This window comes from Dokdonia sp. PRO95, assembly GCF_000355805.1.
GTDB lineage: Bacteria > Bacteroidota > Bacteroidia > Flavobacteriales > Flavobacteriaceae > Dokdonia.
In genome coordinates this window covers 1,349,677-1,370,289 of sequence record NZ_CM001837.1, presented here as the reverse complement: position 1 = coordinate 1,370,289, position 20,613 = coordinate 1,349,677, and the positions used below count along the sequence as shown (strand labels likewise).

20 protein-coding genes are annotated in these 20,613 nt (G+C 39.0%); 8 read left to right on the top strand and 12 right to left on the bottom strand.

The window, feature by feature from the left end; genetic code table 11:
• Positions 1-54: 54 nt before the first annotated feature.
• Positions 55-1,932, top strand: coding sequence for a SulP family inorganic anion transporter (locus tag D017_RS06045; protein WP_035335305.1), 1,878 nt, complete (start codon positions 55-57; stop codon positions 1,930-1,932).
• Positions 1,933-1,983: 51 nt separating this feature from the next.
• Here D017_RS06045 and D017_RS06040 read toward each other — a convergent pair whose 3' ends face one another.
• Positions 1,984-2,541 carry a CvpA family protein gene (locus D017_RS06040; RefSeq protein WP_035335304.1) on the bottom strand — a complete coding sequence of 186 codons (558 nt, stop codon included), beginning with the start codon at positions 2,539-2,541 and terminating at the stop codon, positions 1,984-1,986.
• Positions 2,542-2,720: 179 nt separating this feature from the next.
• Here D017_RS06040 and D017_RS06035 point away from each other — a divergent pair, with 179 nt between their 5' ends.
• The 3 genes from D017_RS06035 (at position 2,721) to D017_RS06025 (ending at position 4,702) form a co-directional block, all read left to right on the top strand.
• Entirely contained in the window at positions 2,721-3,083 is a 363-nt protein-coding gene (locus tag D017_RS06035) for a hypothetical protein (protein ID WP_035335302.1), read from the top strand.
• A 120-nt stretch (positions 3,084-3,203) separates the two neighbouring features.
• Complete coding sequence (gene pheS, locus D017_RS06030; RefSeq protein ID WP_035326534.1) at positions 3,204-4,220, top strand: phenylalanine--tRNA ligase subunit alpha; 1,017 nt, start codon at positions 3,204-3,206, stop codon at positions 4,218-4,220.
• Between the two features lie 86 nt (positions 4,221-4,306).
• Positions 4,307-4,702 (top strand): hypothetical protein, encoded by a 396-nt coding sequence (locus D017_RS06025; protein WP_035335296.1) that lies wholly within the window; start codon positions 4,307-4,309, stop codon positions 4,700-4,702.
• Positions 4,703-4,737: 35 nt separating this feature from the next.
• Here D017_RS06025 and D017_RS06020 read toward each other — a convergent pair whose 3' ends face one another.
• From D017_RS06020 to D017_RS05985, 8 genes are all read right to left on the bottom strand, one after another.
• A complete protein-coding gene (locus D017_RS06020; protein WP_152023918.1) occupies positions 4,738-5,736 on the bottom strand; it encodes an NAD(P)H-dependent glycerol-3-phosphate dehydrogenase in 999 nt (332 codons plus the stop codon).
• 30 nt (positions 5,737-5,766) lie between these two features.
• Positions 5,767-7,935, bottom strand: coding sequence for a prolyl oligopeptidase family serine peptidase (locus D017_RS06015; protein WP_035335291.1), 2,169 nt, complete (start codon positions 7,933-7,935; stop codon positions 5,767-5,769).
• Positions 7,936-8,046: 111 nt separating this feature from the next.
• The gene (locus tag D017_RS06010; protein ID WP_035335290.1) at positions 8,047-8,421 is read right to left on the bottom strand and encodes a DoxX family membrane protein; all 375 of its coding nucleotides are present in this window, start codon (positions 8,419-8,421) and stop codon (positions 8,047-8,049) included.
• A 59-nt stretch (positions 8,422-8,480) separates the two neighbouring features.
• Positions 8,481-9,113 (bottom strand): CatA-like O-acetyltransferase, encoded by a 633-nt coding sequence (locus D017_RS06005; RefSeq protein WP_035335287.1) that lies wholly within the window; start codon positions 9,111-9,113, stop codon positions 8,481-8,483.
• A gap of 81 nt (positions 9,114-9,194) precedes the next feature.
• The gene (locus D017_RS06000; RefSeq protein WP_035335284.1) at positions 9,195-10,184 is read right to left on the bottom strand and encodes an aspartate-semialdehyde dehydrogenase; all 990 of its coding nucleotides are present in this window, start codon (positions 10,182-10,184) and stop codon (positions 9,195-9,197) included.
• 230 nt (positions 10,185-10,414) lie between these two features.
• Positions 10,415-10,819 carry a large conductance mechanosensitive channel protein MscL gene (gene mscL / locus D017_RS05995; RefSeq protein ID WP_035335283.1) on the bottom strand — a complete coding sequence of 135 codons (405 nt, stop codon included), beginning with the start codon at positions 10,817-10,819 and terminating at the stop codon, positions 10,415-10,417.
• Between the two features lie 83 nt (positions 10,820-10,902).
• A complete protein-coding gene (gene alr / locus D017_RS05990) occupies positions 10,903-12,000 on the bottom strand; it encodes an alanine racemase (RefSeq protein ID WP_035335281.1) in 1,098 nt (365 codons plus the stop codon).
• Complete coding sequence (locus tag D017_RS05985; protein WP_035335279.1) at positions 12,000-12,659, bottom strand: thymidine kinase; 660 nt, start codon at positions 12,657-12,659, stop codon at positions 12,000-12,002. The genes alr and D017_RS05985 overlap by 1 nt, the downstream gene beginning before the upstream one ends.
• A 113-nt stretch (positions 12,660-12,772) precedes the next feature.
• Between D017_RS05985 and D017_RS05980 the strand changes: the two genes are divergently transcribed.
• The 4 genes from D017_RS05980 to rsmI are packed head-to-tail and all read left to right on the top strand — an operon-like array spanning position 12,773 to position 15,072.
• Entirely contained in the window at positions 12,773-13,621 is an 849-nt protein-coding gene (locus D017_RS05980) for a hypothetical protein (RefSeq protein WP_035335278.1), read from the top strand.
• Positions 13,622-13,640: 19 nt separating this feature from the next.
• A complete protein-coding gene (locus D017_RS05975) occupies positions 13,641-13,997 on the top strand; it encodes a hypothetical protein (RefSeq protein ID WP_035335276.1) in 357 nt (118 codons plus the stop codon).
• The gene (locus D017_RS05970; RefSeq protein WP_035335275.1) at positions 13,994-14,356 is read left to right on the top strand and encodes a DoxX family protein; all 363 of its coding nucleotides are present in this window, start codon (positions 13,994-13,996) and stop codon (positions 14,354-14,356) included. Before D017_RS05975 ends, D017_RS05970 begins: the two co-directional genes overlap by 4 nt.
• A 41-nt stretch (positions 14,357-14,397) precedes the next feature.
• Positions 14,398-15,072 carry a 16S rRNA (cytidine(1402)-2'-O)-methyltransferase gene (gene rsmI, locus D017_RS05965; protein ID WP_035335272.1) on the top strand — a complete coding sequence of 225 codons (675 nt, stop codon included), beginning with the start codon at positions 14,398-14,400 and terminating at the stop codon, positions 15,070-15,072.
• Between the two features lie 36 nt (positions 15,073-15,108).
• Here the strand turns inward: rsmI and D017_RS05960 are convergent, their stop codons facing one another.
• Genes D017_RS05960 through D017_RS05950 form a run of 3 tightly spaced genes read right to left on the bottom strand, consistent with a single transcriptional unit; the run spans position 15,109 to position 20,519 of the window.
• Positions 15,109-17,520 (bottom strand): TonB-dependent receptor, encoded by a 2,412-nt coding sequence (locus D017_RS05960; protein WP_035335269.1) that lies wholly within the window; start codon positions 17,518-17,520, stop codon positions 15,109-15,111.
• Complete coding sequence (gene recO / locus D017_RS05955; RefSeq protein ID WP_035335267.1) at positions 17,521-18,240, bottom strand: DNA repair protein RecO; 720 nt, start codon at positions 18,238-18,240, stop codon at positions 17,521-17,523.
• Complete coding sequence (locus D017_RS05950; RefSeq protein ID WP_051583818.1) at positions 18,240-20,519, bottom strand: two-component regulator propeller domain-containing protein; 2,280 nt, start codon at positions 20,517-20,519, stop codon at positions 18,240-18,242. The genes recO and D017_RS05950 overlap by 1 nt, the downstream gene beginning before the upstream one ends.
• Positions 20,520-20,613 lie beyond the last annotated feature (94 nt).

Genomic DNA, 20,613 nt, shown 5'->3' with positions numbered 1-20,613 from the left:
ACCCTATTTTTATGCAAAGAATTAACTTTCTATTTTGACACCAACCTAACCATTATGAAAAACTTCTTTAAACACCTTAAAGGCGATGCCTTTGGAGGAATTACAGCAGGTATTGTAGCTCTACCACTAGCACTCGCCTTTGGTGTGTCTTCTGGACTTGGGCCAAGTGCCGGATTATATGGTGCTATTTTTATAGCATTTTTTGCTGCACTTTTTGGAGGAACTCCTACTCAAATCTCGGGACCTACTGCCCCTATGACCGCAGTGAGTATGGTAGTTATCGCAGGTATTATTGCAACTTTTGATGGCGATGTAGATAAGGCATTACCAGCCATACTTACCGTATTTTTACTTGCAGGTCTCTTCCAGATTGTACTGGGAGTAATGGGCATAGGTAAATACATAAAATACATCCCCTACCCCGTTGTATCTGGATTTATGACCGCTATAGGTGTGATGATTCTTATCACGCAACTTTTACCAGCTGTGGGGTATTATCCTAATCAAGATGAAAGTTATGTAGATAGTTTTAAACCACAGGCGCAAGAAATTGTGCTCGATAAGATTTTACAAGACGAAGCAGGTGAAGGTCTTCTGGTTTTAGAAAACTTTGAAGAAACCATACGCAGAGCAAAACTTACAGACGATACCGACATTTACAAGGAGGCCGTAACTCTTGCAAAAGCATCTTCTTCTGGGGTAGTAGGTACTTTTAAAGTGATGGGACGCGCCTTGCAAAACATAAACTGGATAGAGCTTGCCCTTGCGCTTGCCACGATTTTTATTATTTATGGCTTTAAACGCATAACAACCGTTGTACCTAGTACGCTTGTCGCTCTGCTCGTAGTATCTGGAGTAGCATATGTTGCACCTTTTGAATACCGAGCAATTCAAGAAATCCCAAGTGGATTTCCGGTACCTAAGCTTTCTATCATAACAGATTTTAAGTTTAGCATCATATCACCATATATACTCACGGCACTGTCGCTTTCGTTTCTTGGAGCAATAGATTCGCTGCTTACCTCTGTTGTAGCAGATAATATGACGAAGACTAGACATAAGCCTAACAAAGAACTTATAGGCCAAGGTATAGGAAACACCATCGCTTCTTTCTTTGGCGGGATTCCTGGAGCAGGTGCAACCATAAGAACGGTAGTAAATATTAACTCTGGTGGTAAAACCAAGTTATCAGGAATGATTGCTGGTGTATTACTCCTTTTTATACTCCTAGCCCTAGGTCCTATCGCTTCACAAATACCGGCAGCAGTACTTGCAGGTATACTTATTACCGTAGGTATAGGAGTGATGGATTACAAAGGTCTTAAAGCCATCCCTAACCTTCCTAAGGATTTAAAGATGGGACCTATTAAACTAAGTTCTGAGGTAATTATAATGCTTGTGGTGCTTGTGCTATCTGTAGTGTGGGACCTAGTGGCTGCAGTAGGAATTGGTCTTGTGTTATCGTGTCTTATGTTTATGAAAAAGATGGGGGACTTCACCGCTAGACAGTCTAAAGTTTTTGACCTACGCGCCGCCGAAAAGAATAAAGTATTATGGAGTGACGAACTTATTTTTCCAGACCATCTCAAGGAGGAGGTATTTATAAAGCACCTTCGTGGGCCGTTATTCTTTGGGTATACGAGTGAATTTTCGGCACTTACTAAGCAAATTCCAGCGACGGCATCAGATGTTATCTTGCGTATGGGGCGTGTACCTTATGTAGATCAGTCTGGTGTATATGCGATAGAAGACACGATTCTCCAACTTAACCAAGGCGGAATTAATGTGCATATTGTAGGCCTTAGAAAACAGCCTAAGTATATGCTAGAACGTATTAAAATCATCCCTGAGTTAATACCAGAAACAGAGGTTTATGACACCTTTGAAGAGTGCATCAATTCTCTTAACACGCAGGTAAAAGACAGATATTAAATAGATGATATAGGGTGTAATTACGCTTTCGCGAAAGCGTAACTATCAACATTACTTAATACTAGAAGAGTCGTCTGTTTCAGTCGGCTCTTTTTCTTTATCTGGGTTATAGATATCCTCGTCTTTGGCAGTTTTTATAATTGCCGGAAGTAATGCAGGAGCAAGTGGCTGTACGATAGGATATAAAATAGACTCTTCTTTATTATCATCACCTATGAGACTTATCTGGCGGTCTGCTGCATCTATAAACATAAGAACCACACTTAGTAAAAAGGCAAATTTTATAACCGCAAATGCAGCGCCTAGTAGCTTATTTACAATACCTAGCATTGCAAAATTTGCAACTTTAGTAAGCAGTTTTCCTGCGAGCGAAACAACCAAAACAATAATTACAAATGTTATTGCAAATGAGGTAAGCTTTATAATTTGCTCTCCCCACGCCGTTTTCTCAACAAGCCAGTCTGCCACATAATATGAGAAATGTATGGCTCCATAAATACCTGCAATAAGACCTACCAGTGAGGCAAGTTCTACAAAAAAGCCTTTACGTATCCCTTGTACTAAACCTAGAATCAAAATGATCCCAAAAACGATGTCTATTGTGTTCATATGGCTAAGATAAGTTTTTTACAGATTAATGAATTTTGATATTGTGCAAGTAGCTCACCTACGCATTGTATCTTTGTTATCTTACACTTGATGGATGTCTTAACTTGTAAGACCCATCTATATTTTCTTAATAAAATAGGATCACAACTGCGGGACCAAACTCCCGATGATGCACATTTATGGCAAGAGACGAGCAACTTAAAGAGAGATATGAAGCGGTAGTACAAAAACTAGCCGACCGCTTTGCAGAGGGAGATACGGGAGCGATGGATCTAGACAGCATTATATACCTCATAGGTATACAAGAGCTAGGGCAACTAGATAAAACCTTTAAGAAGGATGAAAAGATGAACTTGATGCATATAGCCATATGCCGTTTACTAGAACCTTTTGGGTACTACCAGTACGATTATGATGATCCAGATGGATGGCCACATTACAAAGTACTAGAAGCCTTACCACCACTTAAAGCCGGTGAGCAACAAATACTTATGAAGGATGCCATCGTGCAGTACTTTTTAGAAAAAGGACTTATTTCTTAAATCTTACTAGTAGCAAACTTAGATTTTGTGGGTGTTTATTTTCGCACGTTCTTTTTAAGGCTACACCCCAATTTTATTCTTAAATTTGCGCTTTCCTTTTAGAGGGTAAAATCATCCGTTATGTTAGATAAAATCAAAGAACACATTGAAAAAGTAAAGGCCTTTAATGCCCAAACTTTAGAAGAGGTAGAGGCGTTCAGAATTAAGTATTCTGGAAAGAAAGGGCTCGTTAATGATTTTATGGCAGATTTTCGCAATGTGCCTAATGAGATGAAGCGCGAGTATGGACAGGTAATTAACACCCTTAAAGCGAGTGCTCTTGAAAAAGTAAACGAGCTTAAAGAAAAGCTAGAAGGCGCCGAAGAAGAAACGGCTACCGGAGATTTATCACGTCCAGGTGAACCTATTGAAATAGGAGCACGCCATCCTATCTCTATTGTAAAAAATCAAATTATTGATATTTTTTCTCGCATAGGATTCAACGTTTCAGAAGGTCCAGAAATAGAAGATGACTGGCATAACTTTACTGCCTTAAACCTTCCTGAATATCACCCAGCACGTGATATGCAGGATACCTTCTTTATTCAAACAGATCCAGACGTATTATTACGCACGCATACCTCATCTGTACAAGTGAGATATATGGAAAATAACAAACCACCTATACGTACGATCTCTCCAGGTCGTGTATACCGTAACGAGGCTATAAGTGGTCGTTCACACTGTTTCTTTCACCAAGTAGAAGGACTATACATTGATAAAGACGTATCATTTGCAGATCTTAAACAAACACTGCAGTACTTCACTACAGAGATGTTTGGAAAAAGTAAAATACGTTTACGTCCATCATACTTCCCATTTACAGAGCCTAGTGCAGAGGTAGACGTATACTGGGGTCTTGAGACAGAGACAGATTACAAAATGACAAAAGGAACCGGATGGCTTGAGATTATGGGCTGTGGTATGGTAGATCCTAATGTACTTGAAAACTGTGGTATTGACTCAAAAGAGTACAGTGGCTTTGCGTTTGGTATGGGTATAGATCGTATTGCTCTATTACTACACCAGATCTCAGACATTAGAATGCTTAGTGAGAACGATGCTCGTTTCTTAGAGCAGTTTAAATCTGCTTTTTAAAGTCATACTATCCCCTCGAGCGCAGTCGTGGGAAACATCATTTCTTTATTAAATAGGTCTTTACTGCGCTTGACCAGATTAGAGCTATGCGCAAAGACATTATCATACCAGAAGTAAAGGACGTTTATATCGCTGCTGTGCAAGAAATGCACGAGGAGTTTAAAACACTAGACTGGAATGCATATATCATAAACGATGGCCTAGCTCCACTCGAGATGGTACTTCTTACCGTACAAGGCTATAATGATAAGCAAATGACCACGCACACGCGTCACACCATAAAAGTGCTACCAGCAAAGGGGTTTGCAAAGATTGAGTTTATGCAAGAAGATATCTTTAAGCTTGATAACTTCTACTCGGTTACATATTTTCTAGATAACAAGATGTATGAGAAGCGTTTTGAGTTTCCTGCACATACCATAAAAGCAGAAAGCGCCGTAGCGCTTCCTGTAATGGATAAAGATGGTGTACTAGCAGTGTAACTTATTACGCTTTCGCGAAAGCGCAACACTACAACTTAATTAAGCTTCTCTGTAAGCTTTTTAAATACCTTCTTAGGATCTTTTCCTTTATAGAGAATACAATGCACGGCTTCAATAATTGGGATTTTGGCTTGTTTTTCACGAGACTCATTAAGTTCTAAAGCACTTTTTGCTGCATAATAGCCTTCGGCAATCATAGACATTTCCATCTGTGCGCTTTTTACCGTGTAGCCCTTCCCTATCATATTACCGAACATTCTGTTACGGCTAAAGACAGAATATCCCGTCACCAATAAATCTCCTAAATAAGCAGAGCCATTAATGTCACGCTTCATCTTATGAGCACGTTTTACATAACGTTTAATCTCACGTATAGCATTACTCATTAACAACGCTTGAAAGTTATCTCCGTAGCCTAAACCGTGTGCAATACCAGCCGCGATGGCATAAATATTTTTGAGCGTAGCAGCATACTCAATTCCGATAATGTCATCACTAGTGGTACATTTTATATAATCACTAGATAGGTTTTTTGCCACCAGCTTTGCATTTTCTTTATCTGCGCAAGCTATTGTAAGATATGACAGACGCTCAAGTGCTACCTCCTCTGCGTGACAAGGGCCAGCAATAACGCCTATATTTTCAAAAGGTATGTTATATACATTGTGAAAGTGATCACCCACCAGCTTACCACTCTCTGGCATTATGCCTTTTATAGCAGAAATAATGAGTTTATTTTCTAAAGAAGCCGTGAGCTTTGCTAGCTCACCGCCTATAAAAGCAGATGGCACTGCAAAGATGACTACATCTGCATAAGCAACAATCTCGTTTATATCATTACTTAACTTAAGTTGTTCTGGCTTAAACTCTACAGAGCTTAGGTAACTTGGGTTATGCTCTTCGCGTTTGATGTGCTCAAGTGCATAGTTACTGCGCATATACCAACCTACAGTCTCTAGGTTTTCACATAGCATTTTTACAATAGCGGTTGCCCAGCTTCCTCCTCCTATAACTCCAAATGTGGGTTTACTCATCATCTGTATTTTATGTCTTAATTATGCTAGTTACTTTTTCATCACGTTGCCTACCTTTTCTGGTAGTACCTCGTAGCCCATATTATATAATGTGAACCCAAAGATATCTGCATATTGCTCAATAGTTTTTGCTACTGGCGTACCAGCACCGTGACCAGCGTCTGTCTCAATACGTATAAGTACTGGGGCATCTCCTGCTTGCTTTTCTTGAAGCTCTGCAGCAAACTTAAATGAGTGAGCAGGTACTACACGATCATCGTGATCTCCCGTAGTAACCATTGTTGCTGGGTATGACGTTCCCGCTTTTACATTATGTACTGGAGAATACCCTTTAAGGTATTCAAACATTTCTTTACTATCCTCTGCTGTACCATAATCATATGCCCATCCTGCACCTGCTGTAAAGGTGTGGTAACGTAACATATCCATTACGCCTACTGCTGGTAATGCTACTTGCATAAGATCCGGACGTTGTGTCATTGTTGCTCCTACAAGTAAACCTCCGTTAGAACCACCGCGTATTGCTAAGTACTTTTTTGAGGTGTATTTGTTATCAATAAGATACTCTGCGGCTGCAATAAAATCATCAAAGACATTTTGCTTTTGCATCTTAGTTCCTGCATCGTGCCATTTTTTACCATATTCACCACCACCTCTTAGGTTAGGCACTGCATACACTCCACCTTGCTCCATCCACACAGCATTTGCAATGCTAAAGCTAGGTGTAAGACTTACATTAAAACCTCCATAAGCATATAAAATAGTAGGGTTCTTACCATTGAGCTCAGTTCCCTTTTTATATGTGATAATCATAGGTACTTTCGTACCGTCTTTTGAGTTATAAAACACCTGCTTGCTCTCGTAAGCTTCTGGGTCAAAATCTATATCTGGCTTGATAAATAATTCTGAGGTACCAGATGCGATGTCATATTTATAAATACTCCCTGGCGTTTTATAATTTGAAAAACTATAGTACAGTTCTTTTTCATCTTTTTCTGCGCCAAAACCTCCTACGCTTCCTACTCCTGGTAATTCTACATCGCGCACTAACTTACCGCTGTAGTCATACTGTTTTACCTTTGAAACTGCATCTACCATATAACGTGCAAAAAATGATCCTCCGCCAGTACTTGGGCTTAATACATTTTCTGTTTCTGGTATAAAATCTACCCAGTTTTCTGGTGTAGGGTTAGATGCATCTACCGTTACAACACGCATATTAGGCGCATCAAGATTAGTTGCTATAAAAAGCTTGCTCCCTACGTTTTCCATCACGTAGCTATCAGAATCTTCGTGACCAAGTATGGTTAGAAAGTCACTACCTGGCTTAGTAAGGTCTTTCATAAATAACTTTCCTCCAGAGGTAGAGCTACGAGCGCTCACAAGCAGATAGCGGTTATCTTTTGTAACACTACCACCTACATATCTATGCTTCTCTGCAGCTGTGCCGCCAAAAATGAGCTTATCTGTAGACTGTGCTGTACCTAATTTATGATAGTATAATTTATGCTGATCTGTCTTTGCCGATAGTTCGCTGCCCTTAGGCTTATCATAACTAGAGTAATAAAAACCTTCATTTTTATACCAAGACATTCCTGAGAATTTTACATCTACTAGGGTATCTTCTACAATTTCTTTTTTCTCTGTATCCATTACCAGAATCTTGCGCCAGTCACTTCCTCCCTCAGAAATGGCATAAGCAAGAATAGATCCATCCTCAGAGAAGCTTGCTCCTCCTAAGGAAATAGTACCATCTTCGGCAAAGGTGTTTGGATCTAGAAATACCGTAGCTGTACTAGGATCTTCACCTGTTTTGTAGCGATAAATTACATATTGATTTTGGAGTCCGTCGTTTTTATAGAAGTATGTATAATAACCTTCTTTAAAAGGTGAACCTACTTTCTCATAGTTCCATAAAGTAGCGAGTCTATCTTTAAGCTCTGCTCTAAAAGGAATATTCTTGAGGTAGTCTTGCGTAGTGTTATTTTCACGCTTTACCCAGTCCATTGTTTCCTCACTGCGATCGTCTTCTAGCCAGCGATAAGGATCTTGCACTTCTGTGCCAAAATAGGTGTCTACCGTATCTACTTTTTTTGTTTCAGTATAAGTTACAGCCATCGATGTTGATTGTTTTTCGGCGTCTTGATTACAGCTTATTATTGCGGTTGTAGCCAGTGCAAATAGAACTAGTTTTTTCATAACGTGTGGGTGTTTGAATGGAGATTCAAGATACGAGTTATTACGCTTTCGCGAAAGCATAAAAAAACCCACTTAAATAAGTGGGTATAAATATGTTATGGTGCGCACTACCTACACTAAATCTTTGTAATAAGACCAGTTGCGATAAATGAAGTAACCATTGAGGATAGCAACTAGTAAAGCTGGCGCAATATTAGGCGGATCAAGCACTGCGTGAAAGAGCACAATATTTACCGAAATAGGTATAAGTGCTAGTAATGCCGCAGGAAATGCTTTTTTAGTAATAAATAATACTCCAATAATCGCTTCAAGCCCTCCCACAAGTGGCCACATATAACCACTATCTGTAAATGCCTGAAAAAGATTTGCTGCGCCTATGTTATCACCAAATTCAAAATCTGGCATAAACCAGAAAAATTTGTTCAGACCAAAGACAAATAACATAAGTCCTAGGCCTATTCTTATAATTGTGTGTGCTAATTTCATTATGGTTGGTTTTATTGTTCCTAACCTTAGACGAAGTGAGCAGCACTTAATTACAAGACCTACTCTTTACCGTCTAGCAGCTCTTGAAATTTGATCTTATACCTAGAGAGATGCAAACCATCTATAAGACCGTGGTGTACATATAAGGCAACAGGCATTGTGTAAACTCCTGGCTCTTTTTGAGTAATCTGGCCGTAAGAAATTTTTGGAACACTGTCTTTTGCTTTAAAGAGTCTTGAATGTGTGATTGCTGTAAAATCCATCCAGGGTATGGCAGAGCAATGCATCACATCATCTGTATTAATAGGCGGAAAAAGCTCATCTGATTCCTTTACACGCTCCACCTCACGCTCTACAGATTTTGTAAAAACCGTCATATCTGCATCGTAAGGAATGTAACTAAATCCAAACGTCTCATTGTCTCTCATAAGCGTAGCGCTAGCGCTTATAGTATCTAGCAACACCACCTCTCCATTAGGCCTAATGCGGTATCTAAAGTTTTCTATAGCCATAGCCGCCTCAAGAGATTTATGCAGGTAGTACACAAAAAGTGAGATACCCTGCTCTTTTGCTCGCTGCTTTGCAAGTGTCATATCTACTTGCCAGGTGATCCCAAAGTAAGGCTCTTCAAATTGTGAGAAAAACTCAAAATGCTTCTTACGTTTCCAGGTGGTGATGTCTATTTTTTTCAATGCTTGAGGTATTTATCACAAATATAAAAAGTCCCTCGCGATGAGGGACTTTTTATACACTAAGATATGTTAAAGCTGGATTTACACTAATCCGTTTGCTACTAGGTACTCACCTATTTGCACTGCATTTGTTGCTGCTCCCTTACGAAGGTTATCAGACACAATCCACATATTAACCGTATTCTCTTGTGAGTAATCACGACGTATACGACCTACAAAAACATCATTTTTACCCTCTGCATAAATAGGCATAGGGTACGTATTTGTATCTGGGTTGTCTTGTACAGTTACTCCAGAAGTTTCATTAAGAACCTTACGAATGTCCTTCTCTTCAAAAGGCGCACGCAGCTCTACATTTACAGATTCACTATGCCCTCCTACTACTGGAATACGTACTGCAGTAGCTGTAACAGCTATAGAGCGATCATCTAGTATTTTTTGAGTTTCGTTTACTAGTTTAAGTTCTTCCTTTGTGTATCCATTTTCTTCAAAAACATCACACGCTGGTATGGCGTTGCGGTGTATAGGGTATGGGTATGCCATCTCACCTTTTTCACCCGCATATTCATTTTCTAGTTGCTCTACTGCTTTTACTCCCGTACCAGTTATAGATTGATAAGTAGATATGACTAATCTCTTTATACCGTACTCTCTATGTAAAGGAGACATTGCTAGCACCATCTGTATGGTAGAGCAATTAGGGTTTGCAATAATTTTATCTTCCTTAGTTAGTGAGGTAGCGTTTATTTCTGGCACTACAAGCTTCTTTGTAGGGTCCATTCTCCAGGCAGAGCTGTTATCTATTACTGTTGTACCTACCTCTGCAAACTTAGGTGCAAACTCCTTTGAGGTGTTTCCTCCAGCAGAGAAGATTGCTATTTGCGGCTTTGCTGCAATGGCATCTTCCATAGAGTGAATCGTGTACTCCTTGTCTTTATAAGTAACCTTTTTACCTACAGAGCGCTCTGAGGCTACAGGTATTAACTCTGTAATTGGGAAATCACGTTCTGCAAGAACTTTTAACATCACTTGGCCTACCATCCCGGTGGCTCCTACTACCGCTACTTTCATAGTATCGTTTTAAAGAGGTTGTTTTAAAAATGAGCTTCGCTTTCGCGAAAACTTTATAGAACGTCAAAGTTAGCACGCATTAACGATTTATAAGCCGTTGAAATCTTAAAAGTTAGTTAGATATATAACAATACATCAAACTTTGTTTTAATTGCATAAAAAAACCACCTTGTTAGATAAACAAGGTGGTTTAAGTTAGAATATAATAGTGTAGCGGTTGCTACGAGTAATTACTTCTTAAGAGAATCTCTGATCTCTTTTAATAAATCAATCTCAGATGGTCCTGGATCTGCTGCTACTTCTTCTACAACTGGCTTCTTAGTTTTGTTGTAAGCTTTTACAATCATGAAAAGTACAAAACCAACGATGATTAAGTTAATGATTGCATTAATCCAGTTTCCATACATAATTGCATTTTCTGGAGTTGCTACAGCACCGTCTACCATTACTGCTTCGTCAAGAACTACTTTTAAATCTGCAAAATCTACACCTCCTGCAAAGTGTCCTACTATAGGCATCATGATGTCTCCTACAAATCCTTTTACTACAAGTCCAATTGCTCCAGCTAGTATTACTGCTATTGCTAGGTCAATGACGTTACCCGTCATGATGAAATCTTTAAATTCTTTTAACATTGTCAAGTCTGTTTTTTAAGTTAATATGAATCGAAGGTAACTATTTTTCTCAAATTGCTTAACAAATATTTAAGAAACACACTTTATCGAAGAATGACACGTTTTACCCGTTGACCGATGGCCGTTAAAAGTTCGTATGAAATAGACTGCATCTCGCTGGCTAGTGTTTCGGCACTTGTAACTTCTCCAAAAATCTCTACCTCATCGCCTTCATGGCAGGCTATGCTTGTGATATCAACCATAATCATATCCATACAAACATTACCAATAATAGAAGCCTTTTGCCCAGCAATCATAACATAACCAACACCTTTCCCTAGGGAACGAGAGATTCCATCTGCATGACCTATAGGTAATGTAGCGGTAATTATATTTTCGGTAGCTTTATAAGCACGATTATATCCTACACTTTGCCCAGCTTTAATATGATGTATCTGTGAAATTACAGATTTTAATCTAGCTACAGGCTTTAAATTTTCTGTCTCCTCTTTATTATTACCGTATCCGTATAAACCTATACCTATACGTACACAATCAAAATGAGCTCTGTGATAATTAATAACCCCAGAAGTGTTAGTCATATGCATAAATGGCACATAATCTAGCCCTTGCAAGAGTTCTTTTGAGATGTTTGTAAATTGAAGGATTTGATTTAAGGTAAATTCTTCTTCGGTGGGATCTTCGCTTGCTACTAGATGTGAGAAGAGCGATGCTACTTTTAGGCTCATATTTTCGCTTAAGCGGTCAAGAATCCATGGCGCATCTGTATTTAAAAAACCTAGTCTATTAAGTCCTGTATTAAACTTAAGATGAATGGGATATGCTGTTTGCTTTTTTGCTTTCGCGAAAGCGGAAAACATTTCCAGCATTCTCCTGCTATAAATATTAGGCTCCAAACAGCGCTCTAGCAACGTTTCAAAATTATCTGGTTGCGGGTGTAATACTAGTATAGGTGTTGTTATACCAGCATCTCTAAGTGCAACACCTTCTGACACATATGCTACAGCAAAATAATTTACTCCTTGAATTTCTAATTCTTGAGCCACAGCTCCTGCATCACTCCCGTACCCAAAGGCTTTTACTACTGCCATCACTTTAACAGAAGGTGCTACCTTTTTCCTTAAATAAGAATAGTTATGGCGTAAAGCAGCTAGATCTATTTCTAAGCGTGTAATTGCCATTAGTTAGGGTCTTGAGGGGTTTGCCTCGAGTTATTTATTGTGATTTCCTCAGGAGTTTGAACATCCATTTTACGTAATCTATCTCTCAGCATAGCTTTATAATATGCTGCACGTGATAAGGGCTCATACTCCTCGGTCTCTCCTAGCATAACGATATCTTCACTCTGTGCTTTTCTATAGCTATATTGAGCTAGGTTACCTGTGCGAGTACATACTGCGTGTACCTTAGTCACATACTCTGCTGTTGCCATAAGGTTAGGCATAGGCCCAAAGGGGTTTCCTTTAAAATCCATATCAAGTCCAGCTACGATTACTCGTATACCGCGGTTTGCAAGATCATTACAAACCTTTACGATCTCATCGTCAAAAAACTGTGCTTCGTCTATACCTACAACGTCGCAATTATCTGCAAGCATAGGGATGTTTGCAGCCGCTGGAACTGGAGTAGAGCGTATCTCATTTGAGTCGTGAGAGACCACCATTTCCTCATCATAACGGGTGTCTACCGCAGGTTTAAAGATTTCAACTTTTTGTTTTGCAAACTGTGCGCGTTTGAGCCTACGGATGAGTTCTTCTGTTTTACCAGAGAACATAGATCCGCAAATGACTTCAATCCAGCCAAATTGCTCTTTATGATTTACTGTATTTTCGAGAAACATTTTGTACTTTTCTAGACCAAAACGGTAATAATTCCGTTTTATTAATCCCAATGATTAAGGCAGAGGTAAATGTATCAAAATTACGTTGAAACCGCTCCACATATCTCAAAGTTATGAAGAAAACTATCAAGGCAGAACTCGTAAGCATAGCTCATAAAATTCTACAACTACGCGACAATGCAGATTATAAACAACTGGCAGATACAACTAGAAAACTGCACGAAAAGCTCACTGTTCTAGCTTATGCAGAACAACTTGAAAATGCAGGAAAACCTACCTTGGGACTAAGAGAACTAGAGGAAGTAATGGTAAATGAGGAACTTGCGCCAGCAAGCGAAGCGTCACTAACTAATCTAGAAACTCAAACCACGACGACTCCATCACCTACAAGAACGCCTGCCGAGATACTAGCAGATAACCAAGCTAGATATGCCGAAGCAAAAGGAACAGACGATCATCACAGACCAGATGGCACTCAATACAATGATAATGATGAGCCTGTACATGAGCCTGTAATTGAAAAAATAAAAGATATGTGGCCAGAAATGACTCCTGAAGCTGCAGATATTGATAAGGTAATAGACGCAATCATACCACCTCAACCAGCAGTAGGAAAGGCCGATAGTTTTGAAATTGGGAATGAATATGGCCAAATGCCCATTTTTGAACCTAAGGAAACTTCTAACAAAGAAAGTGTAAATGATAAGCCTAAGAATCTTAATGACCGTTTAAAAACCGGTTTAAAAATTGGACTTAACGACAAGCTCTCCTTCATAAAACATCTATTCGCTGGAAGCACCTCAGACTATAATAGAGTTTTAAGCCAACTAGAAACTTTTGGCTCTGCAGCAGAAGCTAACACTTTTATATCTCAGATGGTAAAACCTGATTATAATAACTGGGAAGGTAAAGAAGCACAAGAAACTCGCTTTCTTGAAATTGTGGAAGGACGGTATTCGTAGATAAATGCCCTATTGACTTTTGCAAACAACTATTTTAAAGAAGAAATCTGCATCCACGTTCTTAGAGAGTGCCATTATAAATAATAATATTTTTTTATCACTATTGTTGACATTCAAAAAAGCCAAGGTTGATAAAATCACTCTTTCCGAGACTGATCTTATGTTTATTATTGAAAACAGGATGGTACTGCATAAAAAATTTCAGAAAATTGACGCTGTAAGCTATAACGGATTAAAAGAACAACTATTAATTACTACCAATAATGAAGTTTTCACACATTCATTAAAAGCTTTTAGGATTAGTTACGACGAAGGCAAAGTTCTTAAAACAAAACTCAAAGAGTTTAATTCTAAAATCAAAACTAGCTTACCATGAAAGTACAACGTATTATTTATTGGATCACCACAATAGGCATTTGTGCTATCATGCTCTACTCTGCTCAAATGTATTTTAGAAATACAGAGATGGTTGAAGGTTTTTTTAAGGCTCTTAATTATCCTACGTACGTTGTAATACCGCTAGCGGTATTGAAAATATGTGCAATCCTCATGTTATTGTGGCGAGGTATACCCTGGCTTACGGAGTGGGCTTATGCTGGAATATTTTTTGACGTAGTTCTCGCAGCTGCCGCCCACTACAAGGCAGATCATGATATTACTTTGACGCTCGTTGCATTAGTATTACTTCTTGCTTCTTACTTTTTTGGGAAAGAAGTGAGACCTATGTATCGCTAGTTTTACAACTACAAACTATCATTAATCACTAACTTTGCGGCATGTCAAAACTCTACTTAGTTCCTACGCCTATTGGTAATCTTGAAGATATGACCTTCCGTGCTATTCGCATACTTAAGGAAGCAGATCTTATTCTTGCAGAAGATACACGCACCAGCGGCAAACTACTTAAGTATTACGAAATAGGCACGCAGATGATGAGTCACCATATGCACAATGAGCATAAAACTGTAGATGCTATCGTACAACGCATTGCAGCCGGTGAGACCATAGCTTGTATAAGTGACGCAGGTACACCTGCCATTTCTGACCCTGGTTTTTTACTTACTAGAGCTTGTGTAGAGGCAGGTATAGAGGTAGACTGTTTACCAGGTGCAACAGCATTTGTACCTGCACTTGTAAATAGCGGCTTCCCTAATGATAAGTTTGTTTTTGAAGGTTTTCTTCCTGTAAAGAAAGGGCGCCAAACTCGCTTTCTAGCTCTTCAAGAAGAGACACGCACGATGATTATTTATGAGTCTCCTCACAAGCTAGTAAAGACCTTAGGCCATTTTATAGAATATTTTGGAGAGGATCGCCCGGTTTCTGTCTCTCGAGAGATTACAAAATTACATGAGGAAACCGTGCGCGGGACTGCTACAGAAGTACTTGCCCATTACACAAACAAACCTCCTAAGGGTGAGATTGTCATCATAGTAGGTGGTAAAAGCAAGTAGTTAAATGGTTTTTTACGCTTTCGCGAAAGCGTAACATTAAAAATTATAAGTCGCCGCCAGTATTAGATTTCTTCCCGCAGCAGCTATTCCGGATGAATATGTACGGTATCGCTGGTCTGTAATATTATCAAGATTTGCTGTAAAAGACCAACTATCTGAAAGCACATAACGGCTCCCTAAACTAAGTTCATACCAGCTAGGCGAGTAAGGATTACCATCTCCGTCTAGTGCATAAAGGTGTGAGTTACTTTGCTGACTAGGAGCGAGCTCATCAAAATCAAAAGAGCCACTATAAGCCACCGAAGCATCTAGCGTCCATTTATTACTAGTCCATATTAAATGGTTATTACCAAAAAGCGGTGCCACGTGCCTAAAAGGTATGTAACTACCATCTTCGTCTTGTTCTACACCACTCGTATAATTAAACTGCCCTGTAAGCTTTAAGGTTTTAGAGAGCTTTGCATCTGCACCTATTTCTATACCATAAACCTCAGCTTTTGAGGCATTCTGTATCGCTTGTACATTGCTTAATTCACCTTGATATGCTATCTCTGTCACGCCATCAAGATCAAAATCACGACGTACTAATGCATTCTCTAGCAATGTGTAATAACCGTTTACATCCAGCCTTAGTGCGTTAGAAAAATTGAAATTAAATCCTAGTTCGCCATTGTATGCATACTCAGATTTAAGATTAGGATTAGGCACAACTACAGATCCTGGCTCGCTATCAAATATTTTACCTACATCATCAATGTTAGGTGCTCTAAACGCTGTTCCGAGGTTTGCTTTGAGGCTTACTGTTTTAGATATTTCATGAGTGACACCTATGCTTCCTGTAAGATTTCCAGTACTTAAATCTGCTTTGTCAAAAGGCAGTGCAAAAAACTCATTATTATCAGAAAAGTCTGCTGCAAGAAATATGTGGTTATAACGCAATCCAGATTGCAGGCGTGTCTTCTCTGTAAGTTCTAATTGTATAGTACCGTAAGCAGCAAGAGACTGCCATGTAGATCCGTCTGGATAACGAGAAGCCTGATTGCTTATAGTTCCCGTAGTGATATCTGTTACTTGACCATTAGATCCTACTTTATTATATACATACTCTAGTCCATAAAAGACTTTATTGCGCTTTGACTTCAGGTTTTTTGTAAAATCTAAGCCTACAGAAAAAGCATCTACATTCTCATCTGTTTCAAAAAAATCTGTTCCGCCAAAATCCCGATCGTTTCTACTTTCCTTAGAGTTTTGGTACGTTATGGTTGCTCTTGCACGATTATAAAAACTCCCATAACCCTCTTTATCAATCTGCAGATTAGTCATAAACCATTGTTGCGGACCATAAAACCACTCTGCAGCTCTAAACTCTCCATCTCTTTTTCTCGTTAATCTATCATAACGATCGTAATCTGATGTAGTGGCATAAATAAGACCTAGGTTAAAATCCCAAGTATCGTTAGGCCTAAAACGCACTTTTTGCATCAAGTTTAATGAGTTAAAAGCTGAGCCTTCTTGTATTAAAGGATCATCATTAACCACGGCGGTATCAACGCCGTCTATAATTTTTACAAAATCAGTACGTAAATAATCATCTGGGCCATGCTTCCCTTGACGCTGGTCATCATAATCTGAGTAGCTTGCACTAGTAAGAAAAGACCAGTTGCGCTTCCCTATATTGATATCAAAATGCCCTGTCCTCTCATTATTTGCAGTGTTTACACGTGCGACAGCAGTACCAGTAACTAAGTGATTTTCTGTAAATGAAAGCTTAGGTTGCTTTGTATAAAAATTCATTACTCCTCCCACGGCATCACTACCGTAAATTACGGATCCTGGACCTAGTAGCACCTCTGTGCGATCTATAGTAAATGGATCTATTGAGATTACATTCTGTACGTTTCCACCTCTAAAGATTGCGGTATTAAAACGAACGCCATCTAACGTGATGAGTAACCTATTTGTAGAGAATCCTCTTATCAAAGGACTACCTCCACCTTGCTGACTTTTTTGAACAAACACAGAGCCACTTGCCTGTAGTAAATCTGCTGCAGTTTGTGGGTTTGCGCGCTGTATATCTTCAGAAGAGATTCCTACTATTTTTTGTGGAACGTTCTTTCGGCTTTGTGCAAATTTGCTTGCAGAGAGCACAATTTCCGTAAGCTGATTATCCTTCTGCTTCAAGAAGATTCTATTAGAAAGGGCTATGATCTGAGCTTTGCTGTATTGCGCATCTTTATGTGCGACTTCTTGAAAATAAAGGATTTCCGCTTTCGCGAAAGCGGTCACATCTGCTCTCCCATCAAAATCTGTGAGGGCACTTTTACTTTTATCTTTATTAAAAATAGCAACTCCTATTATAGGTTCGCGCGTGTCTACATCAAGCACCGTGATTTTTTGGGCTTGTACAGAGACAGCTACTAATAAGAGTAGGGTAAAAAGTATGCGCATTTAGCTGAAAATTGAATTGAGCACCGCTAGTGATCTAGGTTTTTTAAAACCGTGTAAATGTAACTCATAATACTGTAATAGCATGTTGAGAAAAGAGGTGCGCTGTTTTTGGTTTAGTTTGATAGAAACTAATGCATCAAAATTTGTGCCCAAGAATAACTTTAACAACTCAATATCCTGCCCAGAACGACAGTAAATACTTGTCTCAGCATTTTCAAACATTCCATCTATCAAGTTAAAGTACTCATGCTGAACCTCTGAGTCATCTGGATAAAAACCTAAGTAGCCACTTAGCTTCAAAAGAAATAGTAAATGAAAATTTGCAATCGTATTATTTAAATCTAGCCATAAGCTAGCGTTCACTATAAAATCAAAGAGAGGAACGTTTTCTTCTTCCTCTTGCACAGAAGATCTAAGTACATCTGCAATAAAAAAAACAATGGCACTTTTTGCCACTTCCGTATGCAAGCTTGTGTAATGCGTGACCACTTTTGCCTCGCGTATACTTTCCAGCGTGCCTTTATCCTTATGATTTGCTTCAATCTCTAAATGTGTGAGCGGCTGAAACATGGCAACTCGAAGCTTACCTTTCTTTGATTTTAAAACTCCTCTAATGAGATAAGATTTGAGTCCGCTACTTTGTGTAAATGCTTTTACAATGAGATCTGCCTCTCCATATTTAAGAGCAGAAAATACAATGGCTTCTGTTTTTACTAGCATTATCTAATGATCATGACTTTCTTAATGGTAGTTTCTTGCAGCTCTTCTGGTGGTCCCGTAATAATAATGAGATATACTCCGGATGCTACTTTATGTCGCCCAAAAGCGGTTGTATCCCACTCAATGCTTCCCCCCGTGGTATTTTCTTCATAGACAAGATTGCCCACTAGATCTGTAATCTTCACATTAGTATTTGCAGTAAGCCCTTCTATACGCACATTACCGTTAAACCCAGGCCTTACCGGGTTTGGGTACACGAGCACTTCTTCAAGATCTTCGGCTGGTGCAGTAGAGGAGCCATCAAAAGCTACCATTCCTCTTATCGTACCAAAGTACACACTACCAGTTTCTGGATCAATTGCTACAGATTGCACCGTATTTGAAGGAAGCGGCGAATTATCTGTAGTAAAATGAAAAATCGTTTCTTGACCATTCGGACTCACATAAAACACTCCTGAATCTGCAGTAGCAAGCCACTTATTATTTGCGCCATCTACAATAATATCTGTTACCACCTGATCATTAAGTAATTCTTGAGCAATACCATCTTGTAATATTATAATAGCATTTGCGCTTAACTGAGGATCTTCAAAGAGTTGTGAAGGAGCAAATAGCACTCGCAAACCTAATCTTGTGCCTATCCACAGCGCTCCGTTTCTATCTACCGCTAGTGATCGTATATCATCTATAGGTAAGTTTCCAGCACCATCTTCGCCTGCTAGACGAGCAAATGTATTTGTACTTGGATTAAAACCAATAACACCTCTTCTATCTGTTCCTACAAAAATTTTACCATCTGGGGTAATAGCAACAGCATCCAAGTTTGCATCTTCACCAGCAAGAATCTCTTCTGTATTAAATGGAGTAAACTGTCCGCTAGGAGAAACTCGTTGTAAACCTAGTACAGAACGCGCGTTAGTCACCCAGAAATTACCATCATTATCAAATGCTCCTCCGTTCACTCTTACATCATTTGTCGTGGTAGCCACCGGTAAAAGCGAACTATTATTTTCATCATAGAGAATACTTGGAGTTTCATCTATGATTTCCACAAGTCCTCCATTAAAAGAGCTAGCATATAATCGTGATGGATCTTGATCATTAATGGCAATGTGCACAAAGTTGCTCGCCCCAAAGAAATCTTCCTGCGGAATAGAACTCCATCCCTCTGCCTCACTATAACGACTTATCCCCTGCCTTTTAAGTGGGAATGGATTGTATGAAACAGTATAATCACCAAAAACAGACCACACAGAACCTGTACTTGCCGCTACGTCAAAATGTGCATTTTCTAACGGTCCATTAGGTAATAAACGAGTTATGTCTCCCGGAGTTGCGATATCAAAGAGAGCCACACCAGACCCTAGAGTACCTATATACACAGCACTATCTTCTACAAGTGCAGTGGCATATTTAGGATTGAAATCTGCTATAGCCCCATAATTTTGAACTAGGGTGCCAGTTACATCATACAAAAACACACTAGCGTTTAGTGTGACTATAATATTCTCAGCGCTAGATCGGACATCTATAATGGAAGTGGGAAAGTTTTGAAAAACAGAAAAATCTAACCCGTTAGATGAGATTAGAAGACCATTATCCTCTTGTAAGTAAAGGTTATTGTCAAATTCTATAACCTTCTCAAAAGCGCCATTTCGAGTTGTCTCCCAGTTATTAAAGTCTATAAGATTCTCGTTTGCAACGAGTGCCCTACGTAATCCACCATCTAGGGTTGCGGCATAAATATATGGTTCTTGAACAGCAGTACTACCTATATCTAAAAGCCCTCCATTATTGCCTATAAAATACGAGTCATCAAACTCAAGCCTACCTACATCATAAAGTGACACACCAAAGCCTGTAGCTATAAAAACAAACCCATTATATTCTTCAAAGTGGTTGATACGCTTGCGATCTGGCGGAATGGCTGGTTTATTAAAAATATCTACAACCGTAAGTACATCAGAATTATTACCTACAATAACATCTATCACTCCATTTTCATAACCCACGAAGAGCGTGTCAAAACTCTCACTATAATATATAGAAGAGATTAAATTACCAGAAAGACCATTTACTGTAGTCCTGTTTGTGGTAGTGCCGTCTAGTGTATTATAGATAAAAACCGCATTCTCAGATGCTACGTACACCTTATCATTGCCAGAGGTGATACCAACGGTTTGATTATAAGAAAAATGAGCTGTCCAATCTTCAGAAAAATCTTGTGCCACCGCAATAGATGAAACCAAGAATACAATAAGAAGAAAACGTATGTTCACAGCAAGAAAATCTTATTTATTTAAAACGATCAAATGTACAATTATTGTACTATGAATCGAAATGAGGCACTCACATATGCTAGTACGACATCAT